A 25,057-nucleotide genomic window follows, 5' to 3' on the forward strand; every position below is an offset into this window, starting at 1 on the left:
GACCCCTTTTTCCGCTATGAGTGAAAGCAACAAGATATTGCGCGGGACCGAAACCGATCTGGAATTCGAAAACAAAATCCGTCCGCAGGAACTCGACAGTTTCAACGGCCAGGACAAGATCATCGAAAACCTGCGGATCTTCATCAAGGCGGCCCTGATGCGCGGCGAGGCGCTCGACCACGTCCTGCTGCACGGCCCCCCGGGCCTGGGCAAGACCACCCTGGCAGGCATCATCAGCAACGAAATGGGCGGCACGCTCCGCGTCTCTTCGGGCCCCGTACTGGACAAGCCGGGCGACCTGGCGGGCCTGCTCACCAACCTCAATCCGGGCGACGTACTCTTCATCGACGAAATCCACCGGCTGAGCCCGATCGTGGAGGAGTACCTCTATTCGGCCATGGAGGACTACAAGATCGACATCGTGCTGGACAAGGGGCCCAGCGCCCGTTCGATCCAGATCGAACTGAACCCCTTCACGCTGATCGGCGCCACCACCCGAAGCGGTCTGCTCACCAGTCCGCTGAGAGCACGGTTCGGCATCCAGTGCCACCTGGAATACTACGACACCCGCACGTTGGCGGGCATTATCCACCGTTCGGCCTCCATTCTGAACATCCCGATCGACGGGGAGGCCTCCCGCGAAATCGCCCTCCGCAGCCGGGGCACGCCCCGGATCGCCAATTCGCTGCTGCGCCGCGTAAGGGATTTTGCCATGGTCAAGGGAGACGGACGGATCGACCTGGATATCACCCGTTTCGCACTGGGCGCACTCAACATCGACGCCCGGGGGCTCGACAGGATGGACCACAAAATCCTCTCGACCATCATCCACAAGTTCAACGGCGGTCCGGTGGGAATCAATACCATCGCCACGGCGGTGGGCGAGGAGGGGGGCACGATCGAAGAGGTCTACGAACCGTTCCTCATCAAGGAGGGATTTTTGAAGCGGACGCCCCGGGGACGCGAAGTGACCGAACTAGCCTACACGCATCTGGGCATCGTTCCTCCCGCCCAGGAAGGGACCCTGTTCTGAACATGGAACGCCCGACCGGAAAAAACGGCACATACCCCGACAAAAAAGGGAGGAACGTTCATGAAGTTCCTCCCTTTTCCGTATCCGCCCGAAGAATACCCGCTTCCCGGAACAAACTCCGGACAGCATCTCACCTTATCACTTTCTTCAGCTCCCCGACCTGTTCGTAATTGGTCAGGTCGACCTGTATCGGCACGACCGAAACATAATCGTTCGCCAGCGCCCACTCGTCGGTGTCGGTGGCTTCCGGTTCCTCGTTGAAAAAATTTCCGGTCAGCCAGAAATAGTCGCGCCCGCGAGGGTCCTGCCGGCAAAAGAACTCCTCCTTCCAATACCCCCTGTTCTGGCGGCAAACCCGGACACCCCGGATACGGTCTGCCGGAACAGCCGGAAAATTGACGTTCAGGCAGAGGGGCGACTTCACCCCGGCACGCATCACGTCCGCCACGATCCGTTCTCCGTAGAGGGCCGCACCTCCGAAATCGGCTTGCGGATCGGGATCGACCAGCGAAAGACCGATCGAGGGAGCCCCGTAGAAACTGGCCTCGATGGCGGCACCCATCGTGCCGGAATAGATCACGCTGATGGCCGAATTGGACCCGTGGTTGATTCCGGAAATGGTCAGCACGGGTTTTTCGTCGGCAAACAGATAGTCGAATCCCATCTTTACACAATCCACCGGAGTGCCGTCGCAGGCGTACACGGTCAGATCCTCGGCCTCCTTTACCTTGCGCAGGTAGAGCGGACGGGACATGGTGATGGCATGGGCCATGCCCGACTGCGGACGTTCGGGGGCGATCACCACCACACGCCCGAACTTGAGTGCCACCTGCTCGGCATAACGCAGTCCCCGGGCTCCCACCCCGTCGTCGTTCGTCACAAAAATCAACGGTTTTTTCATCTTTTCCACTTTATTCATCTTTCAACTCCTTTTCCAATTCCAACAACGCCTCATAGGGATCTCCTTCCAGCGACAACTCGGCGGCGAATGCGGGTTCCGTCTTCTCTCCCGCCCGCTTGCGGGCCACGATACGGTGCCGGAACTCCCCTCCCTTCCGCCTCAAAAGCATCTCTTCGACCACCATATGACGATACCCGTTCTGCCGGCGGACCGGAACCGGCTGTCCGAACACCTCAAATACCATACCCTCGAACCGAAACCGTCCCACGACCGTCTCCACACCCTTTATCCGCAACCGTTCGCACGCATAGCCCTCCCAGCGGGAAAAACACCTCTCCAGAGTCTCCTGCAACCGGACCGGTTCGGGAGCATGGCACAACACGTCCAGATCGCTCCCCTCCACCTCGATCGAAAGCGGAAAGGTGCCCGCCAGCACGGGAGAAAACTCCGCCAGAGTTTCGAACACCCCGCTGCGCCGGATCAGCCCGTAGAGTTCCCGCTGACGGGCGGTACCCCGGGCCAGATAGTCCAGCGTATCGAATGTATGCCCCGGATTTCGCGCCATAATGCCGCAAAGATACGAAAGAATCGCCCGAAATTTAAAAAATGTTTGGTTTTCTTAAAATTAGGTTTTACCTTTGCAACCCACGTGTAGGAATCTCTTATGTGAACGCAGGAGTCCGTAATATTCCGCACTTCAAATTTAACGAACGAACCATGAACAAGGAGAATTTAATCAAGATCGCCGAGGCCTCCATGTGGCCCGAAAAAGAGGTTCCCTCTTTCAAGAGCGGCGACACGATCACCGTTACCTACAAGATCGTCGAGGGTAACAAGGAGCGTCTGCAGAGTTTCCGCGGCGTCGTGATCCAGATCAAAGGCCGGGGTGTGACCAAAATGTTCACCATCCGCAAGGTGTCCAACGGCGTAGGCGTGGAGCGTATCTTCCCGCTCTATTCGCCCCACATCGACCACATCGAGGTGAACAAGGTGGGTGTCGTACGTCGTGCACGCATCTATTACCTGCGTGACCTGACCGGCAAGAAAGCGCGTATCAAGGAGAAACGTTTCGGCGGTTCCGCCAAATAATCCTGCCGGCCGCCGGCCGGACACAACTAACAGGAGAGGCCGTCTTTTACAGACGGCCTCTTTCCGTAAATATTTCGTCGAATTCCGCATGTTCCTCATCCTTTCGATCATGTTCTGCGGCGTGGCGCTGGGCGCCGTGCTCCGCAACCGCCGCTGGCCGGCCAGAACGGCCGGACGGCTGATCCTGCCCGTCATCTGCCTGCTTCTGCTGTGCATGGGCATTTCGGTCGGCGGTAACCGGGAGGTGATCGGCAACTTCCCCTCCCTGGGACTGGACGCACTCGTCATCACGGTCGGCGCCCTGCTGGGTAGTCTGCTCGGAGCGAAAGCGGTATATGCCCGCTTTTTCAAACAAAAGGGAACCGGTACGGAAGCTCCCTGCGTCATTCCGTACCCCCCAGAATGCAAAAAGACCGCCGCACCCGGCCCGAAACGGCGCTTCCCGGCAGCAGAGACCACCGCCGCACCCGTTTCAGCACCGGTGGAAAGCCGGCCGGAAAATTCATCCGGGGCAACCGGAACCGGGCCGGAAAAACCGAAAAAATCGAACGACAGTCTGAAAATCCTTCTCTCTTTCCTGCTCGGGGCCGCATTGGGCATTGCCGCAGGACAATTACACGATGCAGTTCCGTCTGAAAGCACTGCCGGACAGCTCCTCTCCTTTCTGACAACCGCCGCCGACCGGGGATCGGTCCGGGTGCTCTACCTGCTGATGTTCCTAGTAGGCATTTCGGTGGGCAGCGAAGGCGGCATCCTCCGCCAACTGCGGAGCAGCGGGCTGAAAATACTGCTCGTACCGGCCGCCACCATCCTCGGGACATGGGCCGGCGTGGCCCTTCTCAGCCCATTGGTCGGCGACCGCACGCTCACCCAATGTCTGATGGTCGGATCGGGGTTCGGCTACTACTCCCTCTCCGGTATCCTGATCAGCCAGAGCAGCGGCGTGGCCCTGGGAACCACTTCTCTGATCGCCAACATTCTGCGGGAACTGGCCGCTCTCACGCTGGCCCCCGTCCTGGTACGGTTGTTCGGTCCTCTGGCCCCGATCTGCGCGGGCGGAGCCACCACGATGGACACGACTTTGCCGGTGATCGCACAATTTTCCGGAAAAAATTTTATCTTTGTTGCTATCGTTCACGGCATCGTTGTTGATTTTTCGGTTCCGGTGTCCGTGACCCTGTTTTCCCTGTTGTGAGCCATCCTAAAACACTGAAACTATGGTACTGCAAATCCTGCTGATCATCTCCGTCATCCTTCAGTTGCTGGCCGCGGGAACCGCCATCCGGCTGACACGAGTCACCAAATACAACTTTTCGTGGATACTCTTCACCGTCGCCCTCACGGTGATGGCTTTCACGCGGTTCGGGGAATACTACCAGGTAGTGGCCGACAAGGAGCTGCGTCTGCCGCAGGATTTCTTCATCTGGCTGGGCGTCCTCACCTCCCTCTGTTTCGCCGTAGGAGTCTTCTACGTCAAAAAGATATTCAACTACATCAACAAACTCGATTTCCAGCGCCGGCTGACCGAGAAACGGATTCTCAACACCGTGCTGCGCACCGAGGAGAAGGAGCGGATGCGTTTCTCGAAGGAGCTGCACGACGGACTGGGCCCCCTGCTCTCCTCGGCCCGCATGTCGCTTTCGGCCCTCGGCAAAAGCGGCAGCCAGACGGAAGCCGACCGGGAGATCATCGACAACACGAATTACGTGATCGAAGAGGCCATCCGGAGCCTGCGTGAAATATCGAACAATCTGAGCCCCCACATCCTGAAAGATTTCGGACTGGCCCGGGGCATCAACAACTTCATCGCCAAATCGACCGGCCTGAACAAGATCAAAATCAATTTCACGACCAACCTGAAGACCGAACGGTTCGACACGGACGTGGAGGTGATCCTCTACCGGGTGATCTGCGAACTGATCAACAACAGCATCAAACATTCGGGCGGTACCCGGATCGACCTCATCCTTCTCTACAACAACCAGACCCTCTCGCTGGAGTACACGGACGACGGCAAGGGATTCAACCTGCCGGCCGTGCTCGACGTCGGCATGGGACTTTCGAACATCACCTCCCGGATCAACTCCCTGAAAGGAACCTGCGACATCACCAGTTCCAAAGGCAAGGGCATGCGCGCCTCGATCCGGATCGACCTTTCCAAAACACAACCATGGAGATAACCTGTAACATCGCGCTGGTAGACGACCACACCTTGTTCCGGAACGGACTCAAGGGCCTGCTGGAGAGCTGCTGCGGATGCCGTGTGGTGGCCGAAGCCTCGGACGGCGACGAATTTCTGGAGCTGTTGCCTGGACTCGACACCGACATCGTGCTGCTGGACATTGACATGCCGCGCATGAACGGTTTCGAAGCAGCCACCCGGGCGCTCGCCCAACGACCCGACCTGAAAATCATCACCCTCTCGATGCACGGCGACGAAGACTACTATTTCAAAATGGTGTCGATCGGCGTGAAGGGTTTCCTGCTGAAAAGCTCCGACATCGACGAAGTCTCCACGGCGATCCAGACGGTAGCCAAAGGCGGCAGCTATTTCTCCCAGGAACTGTTGCGCACATTGGTCGGGAGCCTCAAATCGGCTCCTTCCGCCGAACTCGGCCATGAAACCCTCTCCCAGAGGGAGTTGGAAATCCTGTTGCTGATCTGTAAGGGAATGTCCAACCAGGAGATCGCGGATGCGCTTTTCATCTCGAAACGGACGGTGGATAAGCACCGCGCCAACATCCTCGACAAGACCAACTGCAAGAACACGGCAAACCTGGTGGTCTACGCCATCAAGAACTCTCTGGTCGAGATATAGAGCCACACGGAGCCAACACCGCCACCCCGAAAGAAACGATTATTTCCCGGGGCGGCGGCTGCGACAGACCTGCGAGGTTAGGGACGATCTGCCGCATGGAATACATTGCTTCACAAAATTTTTACTATTTTTGAGAAGTCAAGCGATTTTTATATCACAAACATAGGCAAAATATTTTGACTAAACAAGAGGATAGGCAAATAAAATTGCTTATTAAGCACAGAATAGTGGAATATGTCGAATCCCAGGGCATGTCCATGTACTCCTTTTACAGGGATTCGGGAATCACGCGCAACACGTTCAGCAATCCGAGCGGCATTTCGGAACAGAACCTGATGAAGTTCCGCAGGTATGCACCGGACGTTTCGCTCCACTGGCTGGTGGAAGGCGAGGGAGGAATGTTCCAGCGATGGACTCCGGCCGACGAACCGCTCCCCGCAGCGGTGCCGGACGCGGAAAGCCTCCGGTACGAACCGTCAATCCGCCTGCGCCAGGCAAGCGACGTGGCTGCCGGCTATCAGACCCAGGCCGACGATACGGCAGAAGAAGAGGGGATTTCGCTTTACGAACTGCGGAACGGAGAAACCCTCTCCTCCCTTCTGTCCGGGACGGAAAGGGAGGCCGCTCCAACCGGCCGGCTGGTCATTCCGGGCGCCCCTTCCTGTGACGGCGCCCTCCGCATCCCGGAAAACGACGCATTCCGACTGCGGAAAGGCGACATCGTCTTTTTCAGAAAATGCACCCCGGACGAAGAACCGGCCTACGGCGAAACCTATCTTCTTTCACTCGAGATCAACGGGGAAGAGACTCTTTCCGCACGGGAACTGTTGCCGGGCAGCACGCCCGAACTGATCCGGCTGGCAGGAGACGATCCGAAATCCGTCCCGCAGGAGATCTACCGGAGCCGGATTCGCGCCATGGCGATGATCGTCGGCCACATCCGTTTCAACGTTCCGCACAAATAAAATCCTTCCGCAATTCCGTCCGGACACACCCGTTCCGGCAAAGACTGTGGAACATACGACATTCGGCACAATACGAACGACAAGGGGGGGCACGGAAATTTCCGTGCCCCCCCTTGTCTTGTTTCCGAACCGCGACCTTACACCAGTTCAATCCCGGCCTCCAGACACTCCGAACGCATCCGTTCGGGCCAGATACTGCTCTGTATCTCTCCGATATGGGCCTTGCGCAACAGGAACATGCACAGGCGCGACTGACCGATACCGCCGCCGATCGTGCAGGGAAGCTCTCCGGCCAGTAACCTCCGGTGGAAATAGAGATCCTTTTTCCACTCCTCCCCCCGCAGGGCAAGCTGACGCTCCAATGCCGGAGCGTCCACCCGGATACCCATGCTCGAAACCTCGAAAGCACTCTCCAACACCGGATTCCAGAGCAGAATATCGCCGTTCAGCCCGTAGTACCCCTCGTCGTCGGGTGTACTCCAGTCGTCGTAGTCGGCCGCCCGCCCGTCATGGGGAGTCCCGTCCGAAAGGGCATGTCCGATTCCGATCACGAACACGGCCTTATGCTCGCGCACGATTTCGTTCTCCCGCTCCTTGGGAGACAGGCCGGGATACATGTCGAGCAACTGTTGCGAATGAATGAAGAATATCTCCTCGGGAAGCTGGGGACGAAGCTGGGGAAATTCCACGTAAAGTTTGTTCTCCGTCACCTTGATCGACTCGTAGATGCGGCGCACCGTCCGTTTCAGAAAGGCGATGTTGCGCTCTTCCGGAACGATCACCTTTTCCCAGTCCCACTGGTCCACATAAATCGAATGGATATTGTCCAGCTCCTCGTCGGGCCGCAGGGCGTTCATGTCGGTATAGATGCCCCGGCCCGGCCCCGTACCCAACTCGGCCAGCTTGAGCCGTTTCCATTTGGCCAGCGAATGGACCACCTCGGCCCGCCGGTCGTCCATGTCCCGGATCGGAAAGGATACGGCCCGCTCTACACTGTTCAGATCGTCATTGATACCCGTTCCCTGAAGCACCACCATCGGCGCGGTAACCCTCAACAGGGCCAGCTGGGCGGAAAGATTCTCCTGAAACATATCCTTCAGGTGCTTGATCGCCTTCTCGGTCTGCTCGACCGACCCCAGCAGATTGCGGTAATCCTTCGGTTTTATCAGTGTCATCGAACGCTATTGACGGATAATCAGATAATAATTCTTTTTCCCCTTCTGCACCACCAGGTACCTGCCGGCGATCAGATCGGCTTCGGTCACCATCCGGTCGGGCGCGGCCACCTTCTCCTTGTTGAGCGATACGCCTCCGCCCTGGATCAGCTTGCGGGTCTCGCCTTTCGAGGGGAATACCTGCAACTCTCCGCCGCACAGATCGACGAACGAAATGCCGCGCTCCGGCGTGATCGCTCCGACCGGCAGCGCGAACTGGGGAACCCCGTCGAACACCTGCAGGAGCGTCTCCTCGTCCAGGTTGCGCAGCGCATCGGCCGTCGCCCCGCCGAACAGGATCGCGGAGGCCTCCTCCGCCTTGCGGAACTCCTCTTCGGAATGGATCATGCAGGTCACCTCCCTGGCCAGCCGTTTCTGCAGGATACGCAGGTGCGGCGCCTGGTCGTGTTCGGCGATCAGTCCTTCGACCGTCTCCCGGTCGAGCAGCGTGAAAATCTTGATATAGCGTTTGGCATCCTCGTCGCTCGTGTTGAGCCAAAACTGGTAAAACTTATACGGCGAAGTGTAGCGGGGATCGAGCCAAATATTGCCCGACTCGGTCTTGCCGAATTTCGTACCGTCCGCCTTTTTGATGAGCGGACAGACGATGGCATAGGCCTCTCCGCCCAGCTTGCGGCGGATCAGTTCGGTACCCGTAGTGATATTTCCCCACTGGTCGGAACCGCCCAACTGGATTTTGCAGTTCTTCGTCTGATAGAGATGCAGAAAGTCGTAACCCTGCACCAACTGGTATGTGAACTCCGTGAAGGACATTCCTTCGCCTTCCCCGTTGAAGCGCTTTTTCACCGAATCCTTGGCCATCATGTAGTTGACGGTGATGAGCTTGCCCACGTCCCGGATGAAATCGAGAAACGAAAAGTCCTTCATCCAGTCGTAGTTGTTGACCATCTCGGCCGCATTGGGAGCATCGGAATTGAAGTCGATCAGCTTCGAAAGCTGCCGTTTGATCGCCTCCTGGTTGTGGCGCAGAGTCTTCTCGTCCAGCAGATTCCGTTCGAGCGACTTGCCCGACGGGTCTCCGATCATGCCCGTAGCACCTCCCACCAGCGCGATGGGCTTATGTCCGCACCGCTGGAAATGCTTGAGGATCATCACGCTCACCAAATGCCCGATATGGAGTGAATCGGCCGTAGGGTCGATTCCCACATAAGCCGTCGTCATCTCTTTTTCCAGTTGTTCCTTAGCCCCGGGCATCATATCGTGGATCATGCCGCGCCAGGAAAGCTCTTCAACAAAATTCATCGTTCGATCTTCATTTCGTTTATCATATCATACCGGAGCCCCGTATAAAAGCTCCGCACAGTCACATTGGCACAAATGTACGAAAAAATCGCCGCCGCATGAAATTACAGCCGGAAAATTAGGGGATTACTCCACATCCAGATCCATCTCCTTCCGCAGCGTCGCCAACAGGGGATTCTTCTCGGTCAGGAACTTCAGCCGGTCTTCCACCCGGATAGGCTTCAGACCCGTAACCTCCTCCACGACCGTCACTTCCAGTTTTGCGGTTCCGTTCAGCGCAGCCACTTCGATCAGCAGGGAAAGAATCTCCGTCTGATTCCGCAGAATCTCCTCCCGCAGCGGCTCGTTGGGCACGCTGACCTTCACCGTATTCCCCTCGGCCCGCATCTCCCGGAAGGCCATAGCGATCCGCGGACGGACCCGCTCCATCCGGTGCAGGAAACCGGTCGCGGCCGCACGGATCTTACGCTCGCTGTCCGGATCGACCCGTTCTGCCTCCTGCCCCGGACGGTTTTCGTCCGGAACGGCCTCTCCCGTATAACTGCCCCGCGACGCATTCATGATGGAAGCGATCGAAAGTCCCGAGATGGAACGGACCGTATGGGGTGCGGGCGGCTGCGGCTTCTCCTCCTGTGGAGCCTGCACGACCGGAGCCGGACCGGCCGGTTCAGGCGCGGGGGCAGGACGAACAGGCCTCGGAGCAGTTGCGGTTTCGTCCAGAATTGCCGGGGAAACCGCAGAAGCGGCCGGCCGCGAGACCCTATCCGCGCCAGAAACAGGTTCAGCAGGAGAGACCGCCGGAGCGGAAACCTTCCGATCGCTCCGCAGGGGAGGGAGCTGAGGAGCCGTCACCGACCCTGCGGCATCATTTTTTTTTTGCCCGAGCCCGCAGAGTTTCATCAGGCCCAGTTCCACGCTCAGGCGCTGGTTGGATGAAGTGCGGAGCGAACCGTCGAGCGCCGTGAGCAGAGAGATCGCCTCGAACAGGAAACCCACGTCGCAGTCGGCCCCCTGCTGCTTGTAGCGTTCCAGCAACGAACCCGTCACTTCCAGCAGTTTCAGCGTGTCGGGCGACTTGCACATCAGAATATCGCGGAAATGACCGTTCAGCCCGGTCAGAAACGTCTGCCCGGAAAAGCCTTTCCGCAACACATCGTCCAGCAACAGAAGCGCCCCCGGATAGTCTCCGGCGAGAATCAGTTTCGTGACCGTAAAGTATGTATCGTAGTCCAGTACATTGAGTGTCTGGGCCACCTCCTTGAAGTTCAGATCATTTCCGCAGAACGAAACAGCCTTGTCGAACATCGAGAGCGCATCGCGCATACCTCCGTCCGCCTTTTGGGCGATCAGGTGCAGCGACTCGTCGTCCGCCGTCACTCCCTCCTGTGAGGCGATATATTTGAGATAAGAAACACTGTCTTCGACCCGGATGCGGTTGAAATCGAATATCTGGCAGCGGGAGAGGATCGTCGGCAGAATCTTGTGTTTCTCGGTAGTAGCCAGGATAAAGACGGCGTGGGCGGGCGGCTCTTCCAGTGTTTTGAGAAATGCATTGAAAGCCGCCGCCGAAAGCATGTGCACCTCGTCGATGATATAGACGCTATACCGGCCGATCTGAGGCGGGATACGCACCTGCTCGGTCAGCGAACGGATATCGTCCACCGAATTGTTCGAAGCGGCATCCAGCTCGTGGATATTGAACGAACGCCCCTCGTTGAATCCCCTGCACGACTCGCACCGGTTGCAGGCTTCGGCATCCACCGGCGAAAGGCAGTTGATCGCCTTGGCGAAAATACGCGCGCAAGTGGTCTTACCCACGCCGCGCGGACCGCAGAACAGATAGGCATGCGCCAACTGGCCCCGGCTGATGGCGTTCTTGAGCGTGGAAGTGATATGATGCTGCCCCACGACCGACGCAAAAGTCGCGGGACGGTACTTGCGGGCACTGACGACGAAATTTTCCATAGCTCTACAAAAGTAGGGTCTTTTCATCGGAATTCAAATACAAACCCGGGAATTACACGGACAAATAATCAAAGAATCCGAAAAAACGAGTCACCCGATATGTCATTTTGTCGTTTTTCCGGCAAATGACGGATGACAACATTGCCCGGAACGTGATAATGCGTCAGTTCCGGCCCGCCTGGCAGACAATTTGCACCGTTCCCTTTCCGAAACGAAGCAATAAAAGAAAGGAGAACGAAATATGAACATCAACACATTAACCATCAAAGCGCAGGAGTGTCTGCAACAGGCTTTCCAGATCGCCGCCAACCATAACAACCAGGCGGTGGAACCGTTGCATATCCTGGCGTCGATCATCGAGGACGACGATTCGCTGGGCGCTTTCCTGCTGGGCCGTGCAGGGGTCAACGTGCGCGGCCTGCGCAGCGAGGTGCAGGCCCGACTGGCCCGATTGCCGCAGGTGACGGGCGGAGGAGAACAGTATTTCGCCCAGGAGTCGTCGAAAGTGATCCAACGGGCAACCGACTACACGAAGAATTTCGGCGACAAATATGCTTCGGTGGAGCACCTGCTGCTGGGACTCGTAGCCGACGGAGGCGAGACGGCCAAACTGCTCAAACAGAGCGGGGCGAGTGAAAAGGAGTTGATCGCGGCCATCAGGGAGTTGCGCAAGGGGTCGAGCATCGACAGCCAGACGGCCGACCAGACTTTCGATGCACTGGGCAAATATGCACTGAACCTGAACGAGATGGCCCGTAACGGCAAACTCGACCCGGTGATCGGCCGGGACGAAGAGATCCGGCGGGTACTTCAGATTCTTTCGCGGCGTACGAAAAACAACCCGATTCTGGTCGGCGAACCGGGCGTAGGCAAAACCGCCATCGCCGAGGGTATCGCCCACAGGATCGTGGACGGCGACGTGCCCGAGAATCTGAAATCGAAACAGATTTTTTCGCTGGACATGGGAGCCCTCGTGGCCGGTGCCAAATACAAGGGAGAGTTCGAAGAGCGTCTGAAGGCGGTCGTTCAGGAGGTGACCGCTTCCGAAGGCGAAATCCTGCTCTTCATCGACGAAATCCACACGCTGGTCGGAGCCGGCAAAGGTGAGGGTGCCATGGATGCTGCCAACATCCTGAAACCGGCACTGGCCCGCGGTGAACTGCGCACGATCGGAGCCACGACGCTGGACGAATTCCAGAAATATTTCGAACAGGACAAGGCCCTGGAACGACGCTTCCAGAAGGTGATGGTGGACGAACCGTCGGCCGTGGACGCCATTTCGATCCTGCGCGGACTGAAGGAACGTTATGAACACCACCACAAGGTACGGATCAAGGACGAGGCGATCATCGCTGCCGTGGAACTCTCGCAGCGCTATATCACCTCGAGGTTCCTTCCCGACAAGGCGATCGACCTGATCGACGAGGGAGCCGCCCGGCTGCGGCTGGAGATGAACTCCGTTCCGGAGGAGATCGACCAGCTCGACCGCAAGGTCCGTCAACTGGAGATCGAACGCGAGGCGATCCGGCGCGAAGGCGACAAGGCGCGGATCGACACGCTGACCAAAGAGATCGACGACCTGAATTCGAAGCGTACCGCCCTGCGGGCCAAATGGCAGAACGAACGCGACATCCTGGAGAAAATCCAGCATAACCGGGACGAAATCGAACGGCTGAAGGTACAGGCCGCCGAGGCGGAGCGTTCGGGCGATTACGGACAGGTGGCCGAAATCCGCTACGGCAAGATCCGCGAGGCGGAGACCCAGATCGCCAACCTCACCGAAGAACTGAAGCTCAGCAACGCCAACGGCGCGATGATAAAAGAGGAGGTCGATGCCGAAGACATCGCAGAGGTGGTTTCCCGCTGGACGGGCATTCCGGTCAAAAAGATGCTGGCCAGCGAACGCGAAAAACTCCTCCACATGGAGGAGGACCTGCATCGACGGGTCGTGGGCCAGGACGAAGCCATCCGGGCCATTTCGGATGCCGTGCGCCGCAGCCGGGCCGGCCTGCAGGACCCCCGGAGGCCGATCGGATCGTTCATCTTCCTCGGAACCACGGGCGTGGGCAAGACGGAACTGGCCAAAGCGCTGGCCGAATTCCTCTTCAACGACGAGAACATGATCACGCGGATCGACATGAGCGAGTATCAGGAACGCCACAGCGTTTCGCGGCTCATCGGAGCGCCTCCCGGATACGTGGGTTACGACGAAGGCGGTCAACTGACGGAAGCCGTGCGCCGCAAGCCCTATTCGGTCGTCCTGCTCGACGAGATCGAAAAGGCGCATCCGGACGTCTTCAACATCCTGTTGCAGGTGCTCGACGACGGACGGCTGACCGACAACAAGGGCCGGACGGTGGATTTCCGCAACACGATCATCATCATGACTTCGAACATGGGATCGAACCTCATCATGGACAACTTCACCGCTGCGGAGAACAAAGAGGGCGAGATACCTTCCGAGGTGGTCGAAAAGACCCGGGAGCAGGTCATCGACCTGATGAAGCAGAGCCTCAAGCCGGAATTCCTGAACCGGATCGACGAGATCGTGATGTTCACCCCGCTGACCCGGAAGGACGTGATCCGCATCGTAGGCATACAGATCGGCATCATCGGCCGGATGCTGAAAGAGAACGGCATCGCGCTCGAAGTGACCGGCAAGGCGCAGGAGTGGCTGGCCGACCAGGGGTACGACCCGATGTACGGCGCCCGTCCCGTGAAAAGGGCGATCCAGAACTACGTGGTGAACGACCTCTCGAAACAGATCCTGGCCGGAAAGGTCAACCGCGAAAAACCGATCGTCATCGACGCGGACGCGAACGGGCTGACATACAAGAACTGACCGGGCAGAAAAGAGTCGTCCTCTTTCCTGAAAACCGAATCCGGAAACAGACGGAGTTTCATGCTCCGGACCTGTTTCCGGATTTTTTATGCCCTGTCCGAAAGGTTATCTCACCGAATCCCGTTCAGGCATCTCTTCCGACAAGGGTCTTTCTCCCCGAAGCATCCGGGCCGCCTCGCCGGCCAGCCACAGATAATGGTCGGACGGGAGCCCCCCGTAAGTCAGAAAAGGACTTTTGCCCGCGGGTGGACGATTCGTACATTTGAAGAAAGCTGTTCCCTCGTCAATCTCGTCGAACATGGCCAGATAGAGAGATACGGCACCAGCCCGAAGGGCTCCCTCCGCCTGCCGCCAGAAGAAACGGCCTCCCAAACGCGGAATCTGGTCGAGCGGCGCCCTCCCGTTCCGGAGATTATGCCAGCTGAAACCCGGAAAAAGTACCGGGACGTATCCTTTTCCATGTTCCCGACACCAAGCCACATCCTCTGCGATCATTTTTTGAAATGCAGGGTAATGCTCCATATCGAACCGCCCCACCAACCACGGGAGCACAATATCCGCCTGCATGATGATTTCGTGGAGCCGCGGATCTGGCAGCGCATCGCCCGAAAGCTTCCGCCAATGGGCCGGAACCCCCACCAACACGGAACATCCCGATTCCTTCAGAAAAGTCACGATCTTTTCTGCCTCGCCGAATCCATAAGCCCGGTTATCATCGAACCCGATCCCCCAGACGGCAACCAACGGTTTCCCTCCGTGATGCAGATAGTGGTTGTCCGGACGGGAAGTAAGGCGCATTTCTCCGGTAAGTTTTTTCCAGTCGTCGATCAGCACCTGTTCGTCGCCCGGCTGCATGCCGGAAAGATCATACATGACGCACAAGGCCCGGGAATACTTTTCCGCCGCCTCGAGAGCCTGCCGCAGGATCGCATCGCTGTTCCGAATCAATTTCTCTCCCTTGACCGACACTACGAAACGCTGCACGAACGCCCCGTCGATCCCATACTCCTTCATCCAGCGGAAATGCAGATTGGTCGTGGAAGCATCACGGGAACTGAAAACCGTGGCGGGCGTTCCGTCTCCGAACCGGAATTCCGTCGGATAACGCTCCGTGTATTCGGTCATATCGGGCCACAGGTCGATCGTACAACTCCCCGGGGCGAAAACATCTCCTTTCTGATAGTGTTTCCAATGCAATCCGGCCCCGTCCCCGGGTGTATTGAACCAACCCTGATAACCGGCCATTACCAATCCGTCGAACGACGGGAAGCGCACCGTCTTCCCCGTACCGCTTCCTTTCCCCGTGCAGCCGCCCACCGCCGGCAGCACCAGCACACCGAGCCACAGCAACCCGGCACGCCATCCTATTCGTCCCATCGCGGTCAGAAAGTTACTTTATCGGGGAAACGGTCCAGGGCGATATACTCGTAGGTAAACCGGTCAGGATAGACCTTTACCAGATTCATCCCGTGAAACCCCTTGCCGAGCGCCTTGCCGAGCGCTCCGGCCGTCACCATCTTCATTCCGCGGTCTTCACCGTAAGAGACGTCATGCAAGTGTCCCGCAAAGACTGCCGCCACCCTGTAACGATGGAAAAGATCGAGGTATTTACCCCGGACCGAGAGCGGAATATTCGAATATTTGTCCGCTTCATCGGGCGTTTTCAGAAAGAAACTGTAATGCGAGAAGACGAACCGGAACCGCGCATCTTCCGCTTCGGCCAGCTTGTTTTCGAGCCATTCGTACTGTTCCGGCTCCAGATCGGGATTCTCTTCCCGGATCACACAGGAGTTGATCCCCACGAAACGGCATCCTTTGTGATCGAAGCTGAAACGGTCCTGTCCATAGTTTTTCGCATAGGCTTCCAACTGGGCCGGATCGGTCGTCTTGCTGATATCGTGGTTCCCGGGAATGACGTAAACCGGTATTTTCCGGTCGATACCGGCCATCGACCGTTTGAAAGCCGCGACCTGATCGGTGCTTTTCGAGGCATTGACCATGTCACCCGTCACCACGACGAAATCGGGACGGAGTCGGTTGATGATACCCACAGCCCGCTCCATCAGCTCCGCCTCGGCCGTATAGCTCTGATTGGCGTCCATAAACCCGAACTGCGGATCGCTCAACTGAATGAAGAAAAACGGTTCGGACGGGCTCTCCTCCGTTCTCCCCCCGGCTCCGTCCGGAGCCTCGCTCCTTTGGCAATGCACACCCGTGCAGACAAAGAGTGCAAGCAGCAACAACGGCAAAAATCTGTTCATCTTTTTTCGATTCGAAAGGATTGAATACATAAAATCTTCGGTTAATATACGAAAACGGGACGACACCGCCCTCTGTCCGGCGATGCCGTCCGTTTTTCTCTATTCCACTATGAACTGGGCACGCGTAACGCCCAGGTAGGCGGACTTGTTCTCCGTTGTCGGTTCCAGATTCGTCCCTTTCTGGAAATTGTTCCAGGAGTTGAGCAGAATCAGCCGCTGCGGCCCCATGTTCTTTTTGGCCAGGTTACAGTTGGTGACATAATCCTCCGTCGAACCTCCCTTGCCGAAAGTGTAGTCGGTGCTGGTAGGCGAATAGACTTTGTCATCGTACGACGGGAAGACACAGGGCACGAAATCGGTTCCCAAAGGAGAGAGGAAACGCGTCCAGTTCTGCCAGTTCAGGTCGATGAAACTGAAATAACCGAACCGGCGGTCATAGTCATTAGTCGACCAGTCCTTCAACGTAATTCCGTCGAAGGGAGCCAGATTGTTCCGGGGATAGTTGACCGGAGCCGTCCAGCCGTTGGTGAACTCACCGATGATGTAAAGGTCTATGCCGTAGGCCGCCATCTCGTCGCGCAGCGCGGGAAGCACCTGCGAATAGTCGATGCTGTTGAGGGCTGCCGAAGAGAGATTGACGGGCGAAATCAACACGACGGGACGGTCCCCCACCCGAAAATAGGCATCGCTCTGGAACAGTGGCAACATCTTTTCGGTGAATTCGGTGCGCATTTGGGTCAGTTTCTCATCGCTCTGCAACGGCTGGTCGTTGCTTATACCCAAATGCGAAGTATTGAAATTCACCACCATTCTCACTCCGTCCGCGGCGCGTTTCGAGGCGAAAAGCGACAACAGGGCATCGTCCGTGGACCCGGCGTTCCAGCCGAACACGAAATAGTCCAGGCCGGCCTCATCGGCCCACTCCACATGTTGTTCCATCACGCTTTCGGTCAGAGAGGTGTATTCCCCCAACACCGGGGTTCCCGTGTACTGCGGAGCACCGTCCTTCCTCCAGTAGGTCGTGGCGATATTCGTATAGTAAGCCCCTACCCGGGCGCTTTCGGTCAGCGTGATCTGGGGAATGTCGTAAATGTATTTGTTCTTGTCGGGCGGCAGGTATTCGTCCTTGTCGCAGGAAACGAACACCGCTCCTGCCAACACCGTCCCAAGCAATAATACACAGCTGTTTTTCATAAACTTTCGAATTTGATAGGTTTTGCGAAAAGCGTTACAAATAAGGGTTCTCCTTCGTCGGTTTGGCGAACCACAGTTTGGTGGACATCCTGTCGCCGCCGTCCATCCATCCGATCGCCTTCTGCAACTCATCGTTGTTATTCAGCGTCTCGTTGTCCGGATATACCAGCCGCTGCGGAATATAGGCGAAGGTCTTTCCTGTCGGGGTCACTGCACCGTTCCCCGTGTCCGGACTCAGATGGGGCGGAAATTCGAGCACCTGGGTACGGCGGATCAGCGTCCAGGCCTCGAGAGACTGATAAAACAGGGCTATGTACTGCTGCATCACGATCTGACGATAAACCGGATCGGGGTCGTCCGCCTTGATAGCTGAAGAGGTAATGCCCAGCCAATCCTGATATTTCGTTTCGCCTTCCGACAAGTCGGAGAGCGTACCCCATGCGATGCCGGGCACCCGGAGATAGTCAGCCGTTTCGGAGGCCGTCACGCCATATTGGGCCATGGAAGCCTCGATCCCCGCGTTGTAATAGCTCTCGGCCGTGTTTCCCCGGTCGGTCAGTCCCCGGTAGACAGCCTCGCATTTGAGCAGGCACATTTCGGCATAACAGAAAAGCACCTCGGCATAGTCGGCCACGAAAAAGGCGTCCTGCATCATCGAATAGTCTTCGGAAGTCTTCCCGCTGTGCGGATTGGGATTGATCGTCACGCCCGGGGGCGTGCTCGAGTTTTTGGGTTCTCCCCAGTAGGGAGCCCACACGAAACCGGCCGGCATCTGAAGCGGATTGGCCTCCGTGAAGAATTTCGGAATACGCGGATCGCCATACGGCGCCATATGTTGAAGTATCGACTCGCCGGCCGTGTTCAGCTTGTCCTTGTTGGCTTCCCGCTCCACGATCATATAGTCGTAAAAATAGTTGCGGGTAGCGGATGTCGACCCCCATTTCACCACGCAGTTATCCTCGGCGCCCGAGATCATCGCCGACTCGTCTTCCATCAGTTCGGAAATCACGGCCCTGGCTTTCTGCGGATTGCCGTTCGGCGCATCGTTGGAGATACGGACCGCCAGCCGGAAGCGCAACGAATTGGCGAATTTTTTCCACTTGAGCAGATCGCTCGACTTGTCCGACGAAGGGTACACCGGATCATTCTGATACCTGTCCCCGGAAAGATCCAGCCCCTCAGCACAGGCCTTCAAATCGTCGAGCAGTTCGTAATAGATATATTCCTCACGATCATAAGGCACTTTCTGCGAAGCCTTCAGCGCATGGGTTTTGGGCACGTTTCCCCAGATCGAAACGATCTGGGAAAAGATATAGTTCTCCCATATCCGGGCGATGATGAGCCGGTTGCGGTACGAAGCGTCGCCCGTCTTCCGGTCCTGGATATAGCGCACAGGGAAAAGCGCCTCGTTATAGGCCCTTCGCCAGTAGGTGTCGTTCGAACTGGGAAAATTGCCGTAACGGCCCATCTGGTCGCTGGAGCCCCAGTAATAATGACAGTAATTTCCCAAAAGCCGCTTCTTCATCTCCCCACTGAAAGCGTTCAGGGTATAATAGACACTGGAATTGAACAGGTATTCCGGATTGAGCTGATCGGGCGAATTGGGATTCCGGTTGGTCTCCTCGAAATTCCGGGTACAGCCCCCCCCGAGCACGCCCGCGATCAGCATGATGACAAATATCTTGATTCGTTTCATAGTCTTTTTTTAGAAAGTGATTTTCACATCGAAACCGAAAGAGGTGACCGGAGGTATGGAACCGTATTCGATCCCCTGTCCGTTGCCCGAAGTGGTCATCGCCTCGGGATCGATTCCCTTGGGGGTATTCTGGTAGAGAATTCCAAGATTCCGGCCGACCAGCGACACGCGGACCGATCCGAACGGCGTATTTTTCAGCAATTTACGCGGCATGCTGTAGCCGATCGCCACTTCGCGCAATTTAATGAAAGAGGCGTCGAAACACTGCATTTCGTCAATGTTGGAAAAAGTGCCGTTGGTAGGTTTCACGTATTTATGACTGGGCGTACCGTCCTCGTAATAGACGTCGTCGAACTGCAGGCCGCCCGTCAGGTTGTCGTCGTCCTCCCCGTAAATCACATTGCTGACATACCACTCTTCGCGGCCTTCGAGCGTATTGGCCAGCACTCCGGCAATCGTACCGCGCCGATAGGTCCCCGAAAACATCGTCCCGCCGATCCGCCCGTCGAGCATGAAGCTGACAGTAAAATCCTTGATCTTGAAAGAACTGGAAAAACTGCCCGTCCACTTGGGCGTAGCCGTACCAAGATAAGCATCACTGCCCGTAGCGATCGGGAGCCCCTTGGAATCGACCAGCTTGCGGCCGTACTCATCCCGTTTCCATGCGCGTCCGCGCAGCACTCCGTAAGGCATCCCCTCCTCCAGATTGACATTGAGCCGTCCGAACCATGTGGTGAGCGTCAGATTGGGATTGCCCGGCACCACCTTCAGTACACGGGAATTGTTCTTTGCCCAATTCACGGTGGCCTCCCAAGAGAAAATCTTGGTACGGATCGGAGTACCGGAGAGAATCACCTCCCAACCCCAGTTACGAATCTTACCCGTATTGAGGTATTTTCGCGTATATCCGCTCGAATAGGGGAGCATTACACTCGTGATCAGGTTAATGGCCTTGGAATCGTAGTAGGTGACGTCCAGCGACAACCGATTGGAAAGGAAACGGAGATCGGCACCGGCTTCGAAAGAGCGGTTCTGCTCGGGCTTCAGGTCGGCATTGTTCAGCGTCGTACCGATCGTCTGCAAAGGTCCGCCGTTGTAAATGCCGGTCAACGGATAGGTCTGACTGATACGGTAGGGGTCGGTATCGGCACCGGCATAGGCGTACGAAGCACGTATCTTACCGAACGAAAGCACCTTGGGAGAGATGCGGAACGCCTCGGAGAAGATGAATGACCCGCCGAACGAAGGATAGAAATAGGAGCAGTTCTCGATCGGGAGGGTAGACGACCAGTCGTTGCGTGCGGTCACGTCCACGAACAGGTAGTTATTGAAACCCAGCGATACGGAACCGTACACCGACCGGATTTTCTTTGCCGAACGGGTCTGCCCGACGGTGGGAAACTCGCCCGAATTGGAGATATTATCGAAACCCGGCATCAACAGCGTAGTGATCGACTGCGTCCGGCGTTCCGAATTGCGCGAATAGCGGCTCATTCCGGCCATGGCATTGACCGACAATTTGTTCCAGAACGTTTTGTTGAAGACCAACAACCCTTCGAGGTTGGTTGACACATAGTTCGTGTTGAAATTCTTCATGCTCCCGAGCGGGTCACGCAGGGCACCGAGATTATTGAACTCCGTCCCGTTCCACCAATAGGCATCCATACCGAACTTGCCCATGAATTTCAGGTAGGAAGTGAATTTCAACTCCAGGTTCATCGAACCGTTCACCCGATCGCGGACATCCTTGTTCGTGTTCTCATAAATGTTCCAGTAGGGGTTGTATCCGCGTTCGCCGATGGGTATCGTTTCATTTCCCTCGGCATCCTTGTAGTTTTTCAACATGTCGATCGACAGATCGCGCGGCAGGGTGGTAAAGGCATAAATCGGATTACGGTCGGAACCGTTCATGTACTGCCGGTTCTTGACCTGTTCGCGGGAATAGGTCACCTTCGTATCGAGGGTCACCCATTTGGCTACGGTATTGAACACCCGCACATTGAGGGCATTCCGGTCGTTGCGGTTGATACCGTGCACCACACTGTTGCCGAAACTGTTGGTATAGGACACGCGGAAGTTATTCTGTTTCGAACCACCTTCCACGGCGATCGAATTGGATATGCGGGTCGCCACGTCGTAGAAATCGCGCACGTTATCGGGCTGGGGCAACTCCAGGGTCTCCCGTCCGTCGAATCCGATGATCCGCTGCCCCCACATCGGGGCTCCCCAGCTGCGCCGTTTGCTTCCCGCCGCCAACAGGCTGAGATTGGGAAGCGCATCGTCCGTCTGAACGGGCAGCGTGGCGGAACTCCCGAGTTTGAAACTGTTTTCGCCCGTTCCGTAGGCGTTCTGATACTCGGGATACTGCGAAATGGCCTCGAACTGATAGCTGCCGTTGAAAGTCACACGGATCTTATCGAACGAATCGGCCCGTTTGGTAGTGATGAGTACCACCCCCTGCGAGGCACGCGACCCGTACAGAGCGGCAGCATTGGGACCTTTCAGGATCTCGATATTGGCGATATCGTCGGGACTGATGTCGGAAACGGGGTTCCCGTAATCGAGGGCACCTGCACCGGAAACGGTCACATCTTCGTCGCCCGGCTGATTTTCGATAATCATACCGTCGACCACGAAAAGAGGCTGCGCGTTCCCCGTGAGCGAGTTGGTGCCCCGGATCACGATACGGGCCGTACCGTTGCTCACACCCGGCGGCACGATATTGACACCGGCCACCTTACCGGCCAGCGAAGCGATGAAATTGGAACTTTTGTTCTCGCTCAACGCATCGGCATCCACCCCCTGTCGGGAATAACTCAGGGCTTTCGCCTCACGGGTAAGGCCCAGGGCCGTGACTACCACCTCTTCCACCTGGGTCGAAGCGGCTTTGAGCCTCACTGTAAAACTCCTCTTCTCCCCGATCAGAACCGTCTGAGGTTCCATACCGATAAAAGTGAAGGTAAGGGAGGTGAAACCGGAGGGAACATTCAGGGTGAAAGCACCCTTCATGTCGGTAGAAGTACCGATCACCTTCGCGTTGCCGGTTCCGCTGTAACCGGTCGCCTGGACGGTCACGCCGGGGATCGGCTTGCCGTCCTGGTCATCCAGCACTTTTCCCGTCAGGACCCGGGACTGGGCAGCCGCCCACAACCCCACGACCATGAAAAGGAAACTCAGGACAAGATTTCTCATATTCATATTCTTTATAACAGGTTTAGTTTTCGCTTCATGCAGATTCGATCCCGGAATCAACGACACGAAAAGTCACGACCTTTACAAAGAACACGCATCCGAGGGCATTACCCGTCGAATTTCGAAAGCAAATATACCTTCGTCCCCTTAACAAAACATTAATACTTTCCTTAATTAAAGAATTTTAATATTAAGAATATGTAAAATATCCTCTTCTCTTTAATTTATTTTTAAAAACATCTCTGAGAAGTTGTATATTAATAAATATATATTATCTTTGTTTCGATTCCCGGATACAACATACGAAAAGGACTGCCTTTCAATTGTTCTTTAAACTCAAAACCGTACAATGAAGAATATTTTGAAAGCATGGTTCTGTGTACTGTCTGTCGCCTTTTCCTGCTCCCTGCCGGGGTGCCTGTCCGAAGACGACGGGGCGGCTGTCGAACCGGATTTCGGCAGCGGCCGGATATCCCTCAGCGAATTGAGAAAGATTCCGGCGGGTACTCTATTATCCGATGATATCGCCGTAACGGCGACGGTTATTTCCGATCCCGCAGCGAACAATCTGCCGCCGGGATGTTTTTTTGTACAGGACAACTCCTGCCGCGGAATATGTATCGCCATGGACGGTGCGGCCTATGCGCGCGGCGACCGGTTGCAGATCAACGTCCGGAATGCCTCGGTCGAAGTCAACGACGACGGCCTGTACCTCCTCTCCGGACTCTCCTCCGAAAACATCGTGCTCCTCTCCTCCGGCGACAATCCCGAGTCCACACCTATTAAGGCGAACGAACTGTCCGACTACGAATCCATGTTCGTCCGGATCGACCAGGCCCAGGTAACCCTCTCCGACCAGAACAAGCCTTTTTCGGGCAAACTCAACTTCGAGACGGAATACGGACGCCGCTTCTCCGTCTATACGTATGGTTCCGCCGGTTTCGCTTCATCGACCGTACCCGCCGATTACGGATATATAGAAGGTATCGTGTCGCTGGTGGACGGAAAACGGGTATTGCTTCCGGTCAACCCGTCCAGCTACGCCCATCTGACGGAAGACCGCTGTACGCCTCCCACTCCCCAATTTTCGGTTCCGGAAGTACGTGACATGGATGAAGGTACGGTTCCGGACGACATCGAAATGACTGCAACCGTCGTGTCGGACGGAAGCGATGCCAACTTCGATGACCGGACAGCCTATGTACAGGATGCCGAACGGGGTGTGATGATAGAATTCACCGCTCCGCACGGCATGGCGGCGGGCCAGAATTTCACACTGAACCTGAAGGGAACGACCGTTTCGGCCGGACAGCCGTTCAGAATCACCGGAGTCGATCCCGCCCAGATTGTCAAAAACGGTAATCCGCAGGAAGTCAACCCCGTTCAGGTGACCCTGGCTCAGTTGACAAAGGACGACACCTACGAATCCATGCTGGTCCAGGTAACAAACATACAATCGGCGGAAAACGATGCTTCGAAAACCTTCTCGGAAAACACGCTCTTCACCGACAGCGAAGGATCGCAGCTTTCCGTTTACACGGCTCCCGGCTCGGTCCGCCGGACCAACCATGTCCCGCCGGCTGCCGGCTCGGTCGCAGGCATCGTCACGGCTACGGGAAAAACTCCCCGGCTCACGCCCCGGACCAATGCGGATTTCTCGCTGCCGGACAAGGGTACGCGATTCGACGGCACGGAAGTGATCTTCTTCGTTCCGGACGACACACAGGACCTCTTCCTATCGGAAGCCGTACACGGAGTAGCGGCAGACGGCCAGTCGATCAACGCCGTGGAACTGTACAATCCGACAGGTTCCCCCCTCGACCTCACGCAGTACATGCTCGTCCTGCTGTTCCATGACAGCAACACCGATCTGATTACCTCCGTCGCCAAACTGACTTTCGAGAACGCGAACGACTTCCCGCGTGCGCTCTCTCCCGGGGAAACGCTGGTCATCGTTTCAGAAACGGCGACCGCCATGCCTGACAAGTTCGACAAGACCCGGTATTCCTACTATAAAGAGTACAATCCGAGTTCGATGCCCGTGCTGGGTTCGAAAGGGAACGCCCCGTTCGTGCTGATGAAAAACACGGGGTCCCCGTCCGTTCCTTCCTGGACGGAGATCGACCGGGTGGGTGTACCCAACGTTCTGGATGCCTCGAAACTAAAACCGGGGGAGACCGATATCGACAGCTACTCGGGCAAATACAGTTCGAATCCGGCCGCAGCCAGCAAACTGGAGCGCGGCTGGAACAGAGGACGCACCTGGACGCGCAACCCCGGTTACGCCGGACGTCCCGGCAACGCCAACCAACTGACGGAAGCCACCCTGAACAAGGGTTCCTGGTCCGCTTTGGCCGACAAAAAAGCCCAGTACAAACTCGACATTGCCAACACGGCATGCGATCCCCGCACGAGCGGCAGCGGCTGGACACAGGTAAGCATCAATTCCGCCACCTCCGCCACCTCTGCCAAACAGAACACTACCCTGGGATGGCATATTTACAGCATTCCCATGACGGATTAACGGATTCCTTCCCGCGCAGTTACAAGTACGGCAGGCTGAGTTTCAGCCTGCCGTATCCGATTTACGCGCCGGCGACCTCTCCGGACAGGATATCCGCCCG

The 25,057-nt window shown here is 56.7% G+C and carries 18 protein-coding genes; 8 read left to right on the top strand and 10 right to left on the bottom strand.

Annotated features, from left to right (window positions below):
* The first annotated feature begins 16 nt into the window (after nucleotides 1-16).
* A complete protein-coding gene (ruvB, locus tag INF32_RS10570; protein ID WP_226388369.1) occupies nucleotides 17-1,033 on the top strand; it encodes a Holliday junction branch migration DNA helicase RuvB in 1,017 nt (338 codons plus the stop codon).
* Nucleotides 1,034-1,163: 130 nt separating this feature from the next.
* On the opposite strand, the gene surE is transcribed toward ruvB, so the two are convergent.
* Nucleotides 1,164-1,952 carry a 5'/3'-nucleotidase SurE gene (gene surE / locus INF32_RS10575; protein WP_226388370.1) on the bottom strand — a complete coding sequence of 263 codons (789 nt, stop codon included), beginning with the start codon at nucleotides 1,950-1,952 and terminating at the stop codon, nucleotides 1,164-1,166.
* A complete protein-coding gene (locus INF32_RS10580; RefSeq protein ID WP_226388371.1) occupies nucleotides 1,945-2,499 on the bottom strand; it encodes a DUF4269 domain-containing protein in 555 nt (184 codons plus the stop codon). The genes surE and INF32_RS10580 overlap by 8 nt, the downstream gene beginning before the upstream one ends.
* A 152-nt stretch (nucleotides 2,500-2,651) precedes the next feature.
* Here INF32_RS10580 and rplS point away from each other — a divergent pair, with 152 nt between their 5' ends.
* From rplS to INF32_RS10605, 5 genes are all read left to right on the top strand, one after another.
* Complete coding sequence (gene rplS / locus INF32_RS10585; RefSeq protein WP_226388372.1) at nucleotides 2,652-3,023, top strand: 50S ribosomal protein L19; 372 nt, start codon at nucleotides 2,652-2,654, stop codon at nucleotides 3,021-3,023.
* 88 nt (nucleotides 3,024-3,111) lie between these two features.
* A complete protein-coding gene (locus tag INF32_RS10590) occupies nucleotides 3,112-4,218 on the top strand; it encodes a lysine exporter LysO family protein (protein WP_226388373.1) in 1,107 nt (368 codons plus the stop codon).
* Between the two features lie 22 nt (nucleotides 4,219-4,240).
* Complete coding sequence (locus tag INF32_RS10595; RefSeq protein ID WP_226388374.1) at nucleotides 4,241-5,203, top strand: sensor histidine kinase; 963 nt, start codon at nucleotides 4,241-4,243, stop codon at nucleotides 5,201-5,203.
* Nucleotides 5,194-5,841, top strand: coding sequence for a response regulator transcription factor (locus INF32_RS10600; RefSeq protein ID WP_226388375.1), 648 nt, complete (start codon nucleotides 5,194-5,196; stop codon nucleotides 5,839-5,841). The genes INF32_RS10595 and INF32_RS10600 overlap by 10 nt, the downstream gene beginning before the upstream one ends.
* A 227-nt stretch (nucleotides 5,842-6,068) precedes the next feature.
* A complete protein-coding gene (locus tag INF32_RS10605) occupies nucleotides 6,069-6,806 on the top strand; it encodes a hypothetical protein (RefSeq protein WP_226388376.1) in 738 nt (245 codons plus the stop codon).
* A gap of 137 nt (nucleotides 6,807-6,943) precedes the next feature.
* Here the strand turns inward: INF32_RS10605 and asnA are convergent, their stop codons facing one another.
* The 3 genes from asnA to INF32_RS10620 form a co-directional block, all read right to left on the bottom strand.
* Entirely contained in the window at nucleotides 6,944-7,981 is a 1,038-nt protein-coding gene (gene asnA, locus INF32_RS10610; protein WP_226388377.1) for an aspartate--ammonia ligase, read from the bottom strand.
* Between the two features lie 6 nt (nucleotides 7,982-7,987).
* Nucleotides 7,988-9,283, bottom strand: coding sequence for a tyrosine--tRNA ligase (tyrS, locus tag INF32_RS10615; protein ID WP_226388378.1), 1,296 nt, complete (start codon nucleotides 9,281-9,283; stop codon nucleotides 7,988-7,990).
* Nucleotides 9,284-9,409: 126 nt separating this feature from the next.
* Nucleotides 9,410-11,248, bottom strand: a complete 1,839-nt coding sequence (locus INF32_RS10620; RefSeq protein ID WP_226388379.1) for a DNA polymerase III subunit gamma/tau — start codon at nucleotides 11,246-11,248, stop codon at nucleotides 9,410-9,412.
* A 241-nt stretch (nucleotides 11,249-11,489) separates the two neighbouring features.
* On the opposite strand from INF32_RS10620, the gene clpB reads away from it, so the two are divergent.
* The gene (gene clpB / locus INF32_RS10625) at nucleotides 11,490-14,090 is read left to right on the top strand and encodes an ATP-dependent chaperone ClpB (protein WP_226388380.1); all 2,601 of its coding nucleotides are present in this window, start codon (nucleotides 11,490-11,492) and stop codon (nucleotides 14,088-14,090) included.
* Between the two features lie 105 nt (nucleotides 14,091-14,195).
* Here clpB and INF32_RS10630 read toward each other — a convergent pair whose 3' ends face one another.
* From INF32_RS10630 to INF32_RS10650, 5 genes are all read right to left on the bottom strand, one after another.
* Nucleotides 14,196-15,467, bottom strand: coding sequence for a glycoside hydrolase family 71/99-like protein (locus INF32_RS10630; protein ID WP_226388381.1), 1,272 nt, complete (start codon nucleotides 15,465-15,467; stop codon nucleotides 14,196-14,198).
* Nucleotides 15,468-15,472: 5 nt separating this feature from the next.
* Entirely contained in the window at nucleotides 15,473-16,351 is an 879-nt protein-coding gene (locus tag INF32_RS10635) for a metallophosphoesterase (RefSeq protein WP_226388382.1), read from the bottom strand.
* A 99-nt stretch (nucleotides 16,352-16,450) separates the two neighbouring features.
* Nucleotides 16,451-17,545, bottom strand: a complete 1,095-nt coding sequence (locus tag INF32_RS10640) for a glycoside hydrolase family 99-like domain-containing protein (protein ID WP_226388383.1) — start codon at nucleotides 17,543-17,545, stop codon at nucleotides 16,451-16,453.
* Nucleotides 17,546-17,579: 34 nt separating this feature from the next.
* The gene (locus INF32_RS10645; RefSeq protein ID WP_226388384.1) at nucleotides 17,580-19,241 is read right to left on the bottom strand and encodes a SusD/RagB family nutrient-binding outer membrane lipoprotein; all 1,662 of its coding nucleotides are present in this window, start codon (nucleotides 19,239-19,241) and stop codon (nucleotides 17,580-17,582) included.
* A gap of 9 nt (nucleotides 19,242-19,250) precedes the next feature.
* On the bottom strand, nucleotides 19,251-22,433 hold the full coding sequence (locus INF32_RS10650) for a SusC/RagA family TonB-linked outer membrane protein (RefSeq protein ID WP_226388385.1): 3,183 nt from the start codon (nucleotides 22,431-22,433) through the stop codon (nucleotides 19,251-19,253).
* A gap of 349 nt (nucleotides 22,434-22,782) precedes the next feature.
* Here INF32_RS10650 and INF32_RS10655 point away from each other — a divergent pair, with 349 nt between their 5' ends.
* Complete coding sequence (locus INF32_RS10655) at nucleotides 22,783-24,957, top strand: DUF5689 domain-containing protein (protein ID WP_226388386.1); 2,175 nt, start codon at nucleotides 22,783-22,785, stop codon at nucleotides 24,955-24,957.
* Nucleotides 24,958-25,057 lie beyond the last annotated feature (100 nt).

It is taken from the genome of Gallalistipes aquisgranensis, assembly GCF_014982715.1.
Lineage (GTDB): Bacteria > Bacteroidota > Bacteroidia > Bacteroidales > Rikenellaceae > Gallalistipes > Gallalistipes aquisgranensis.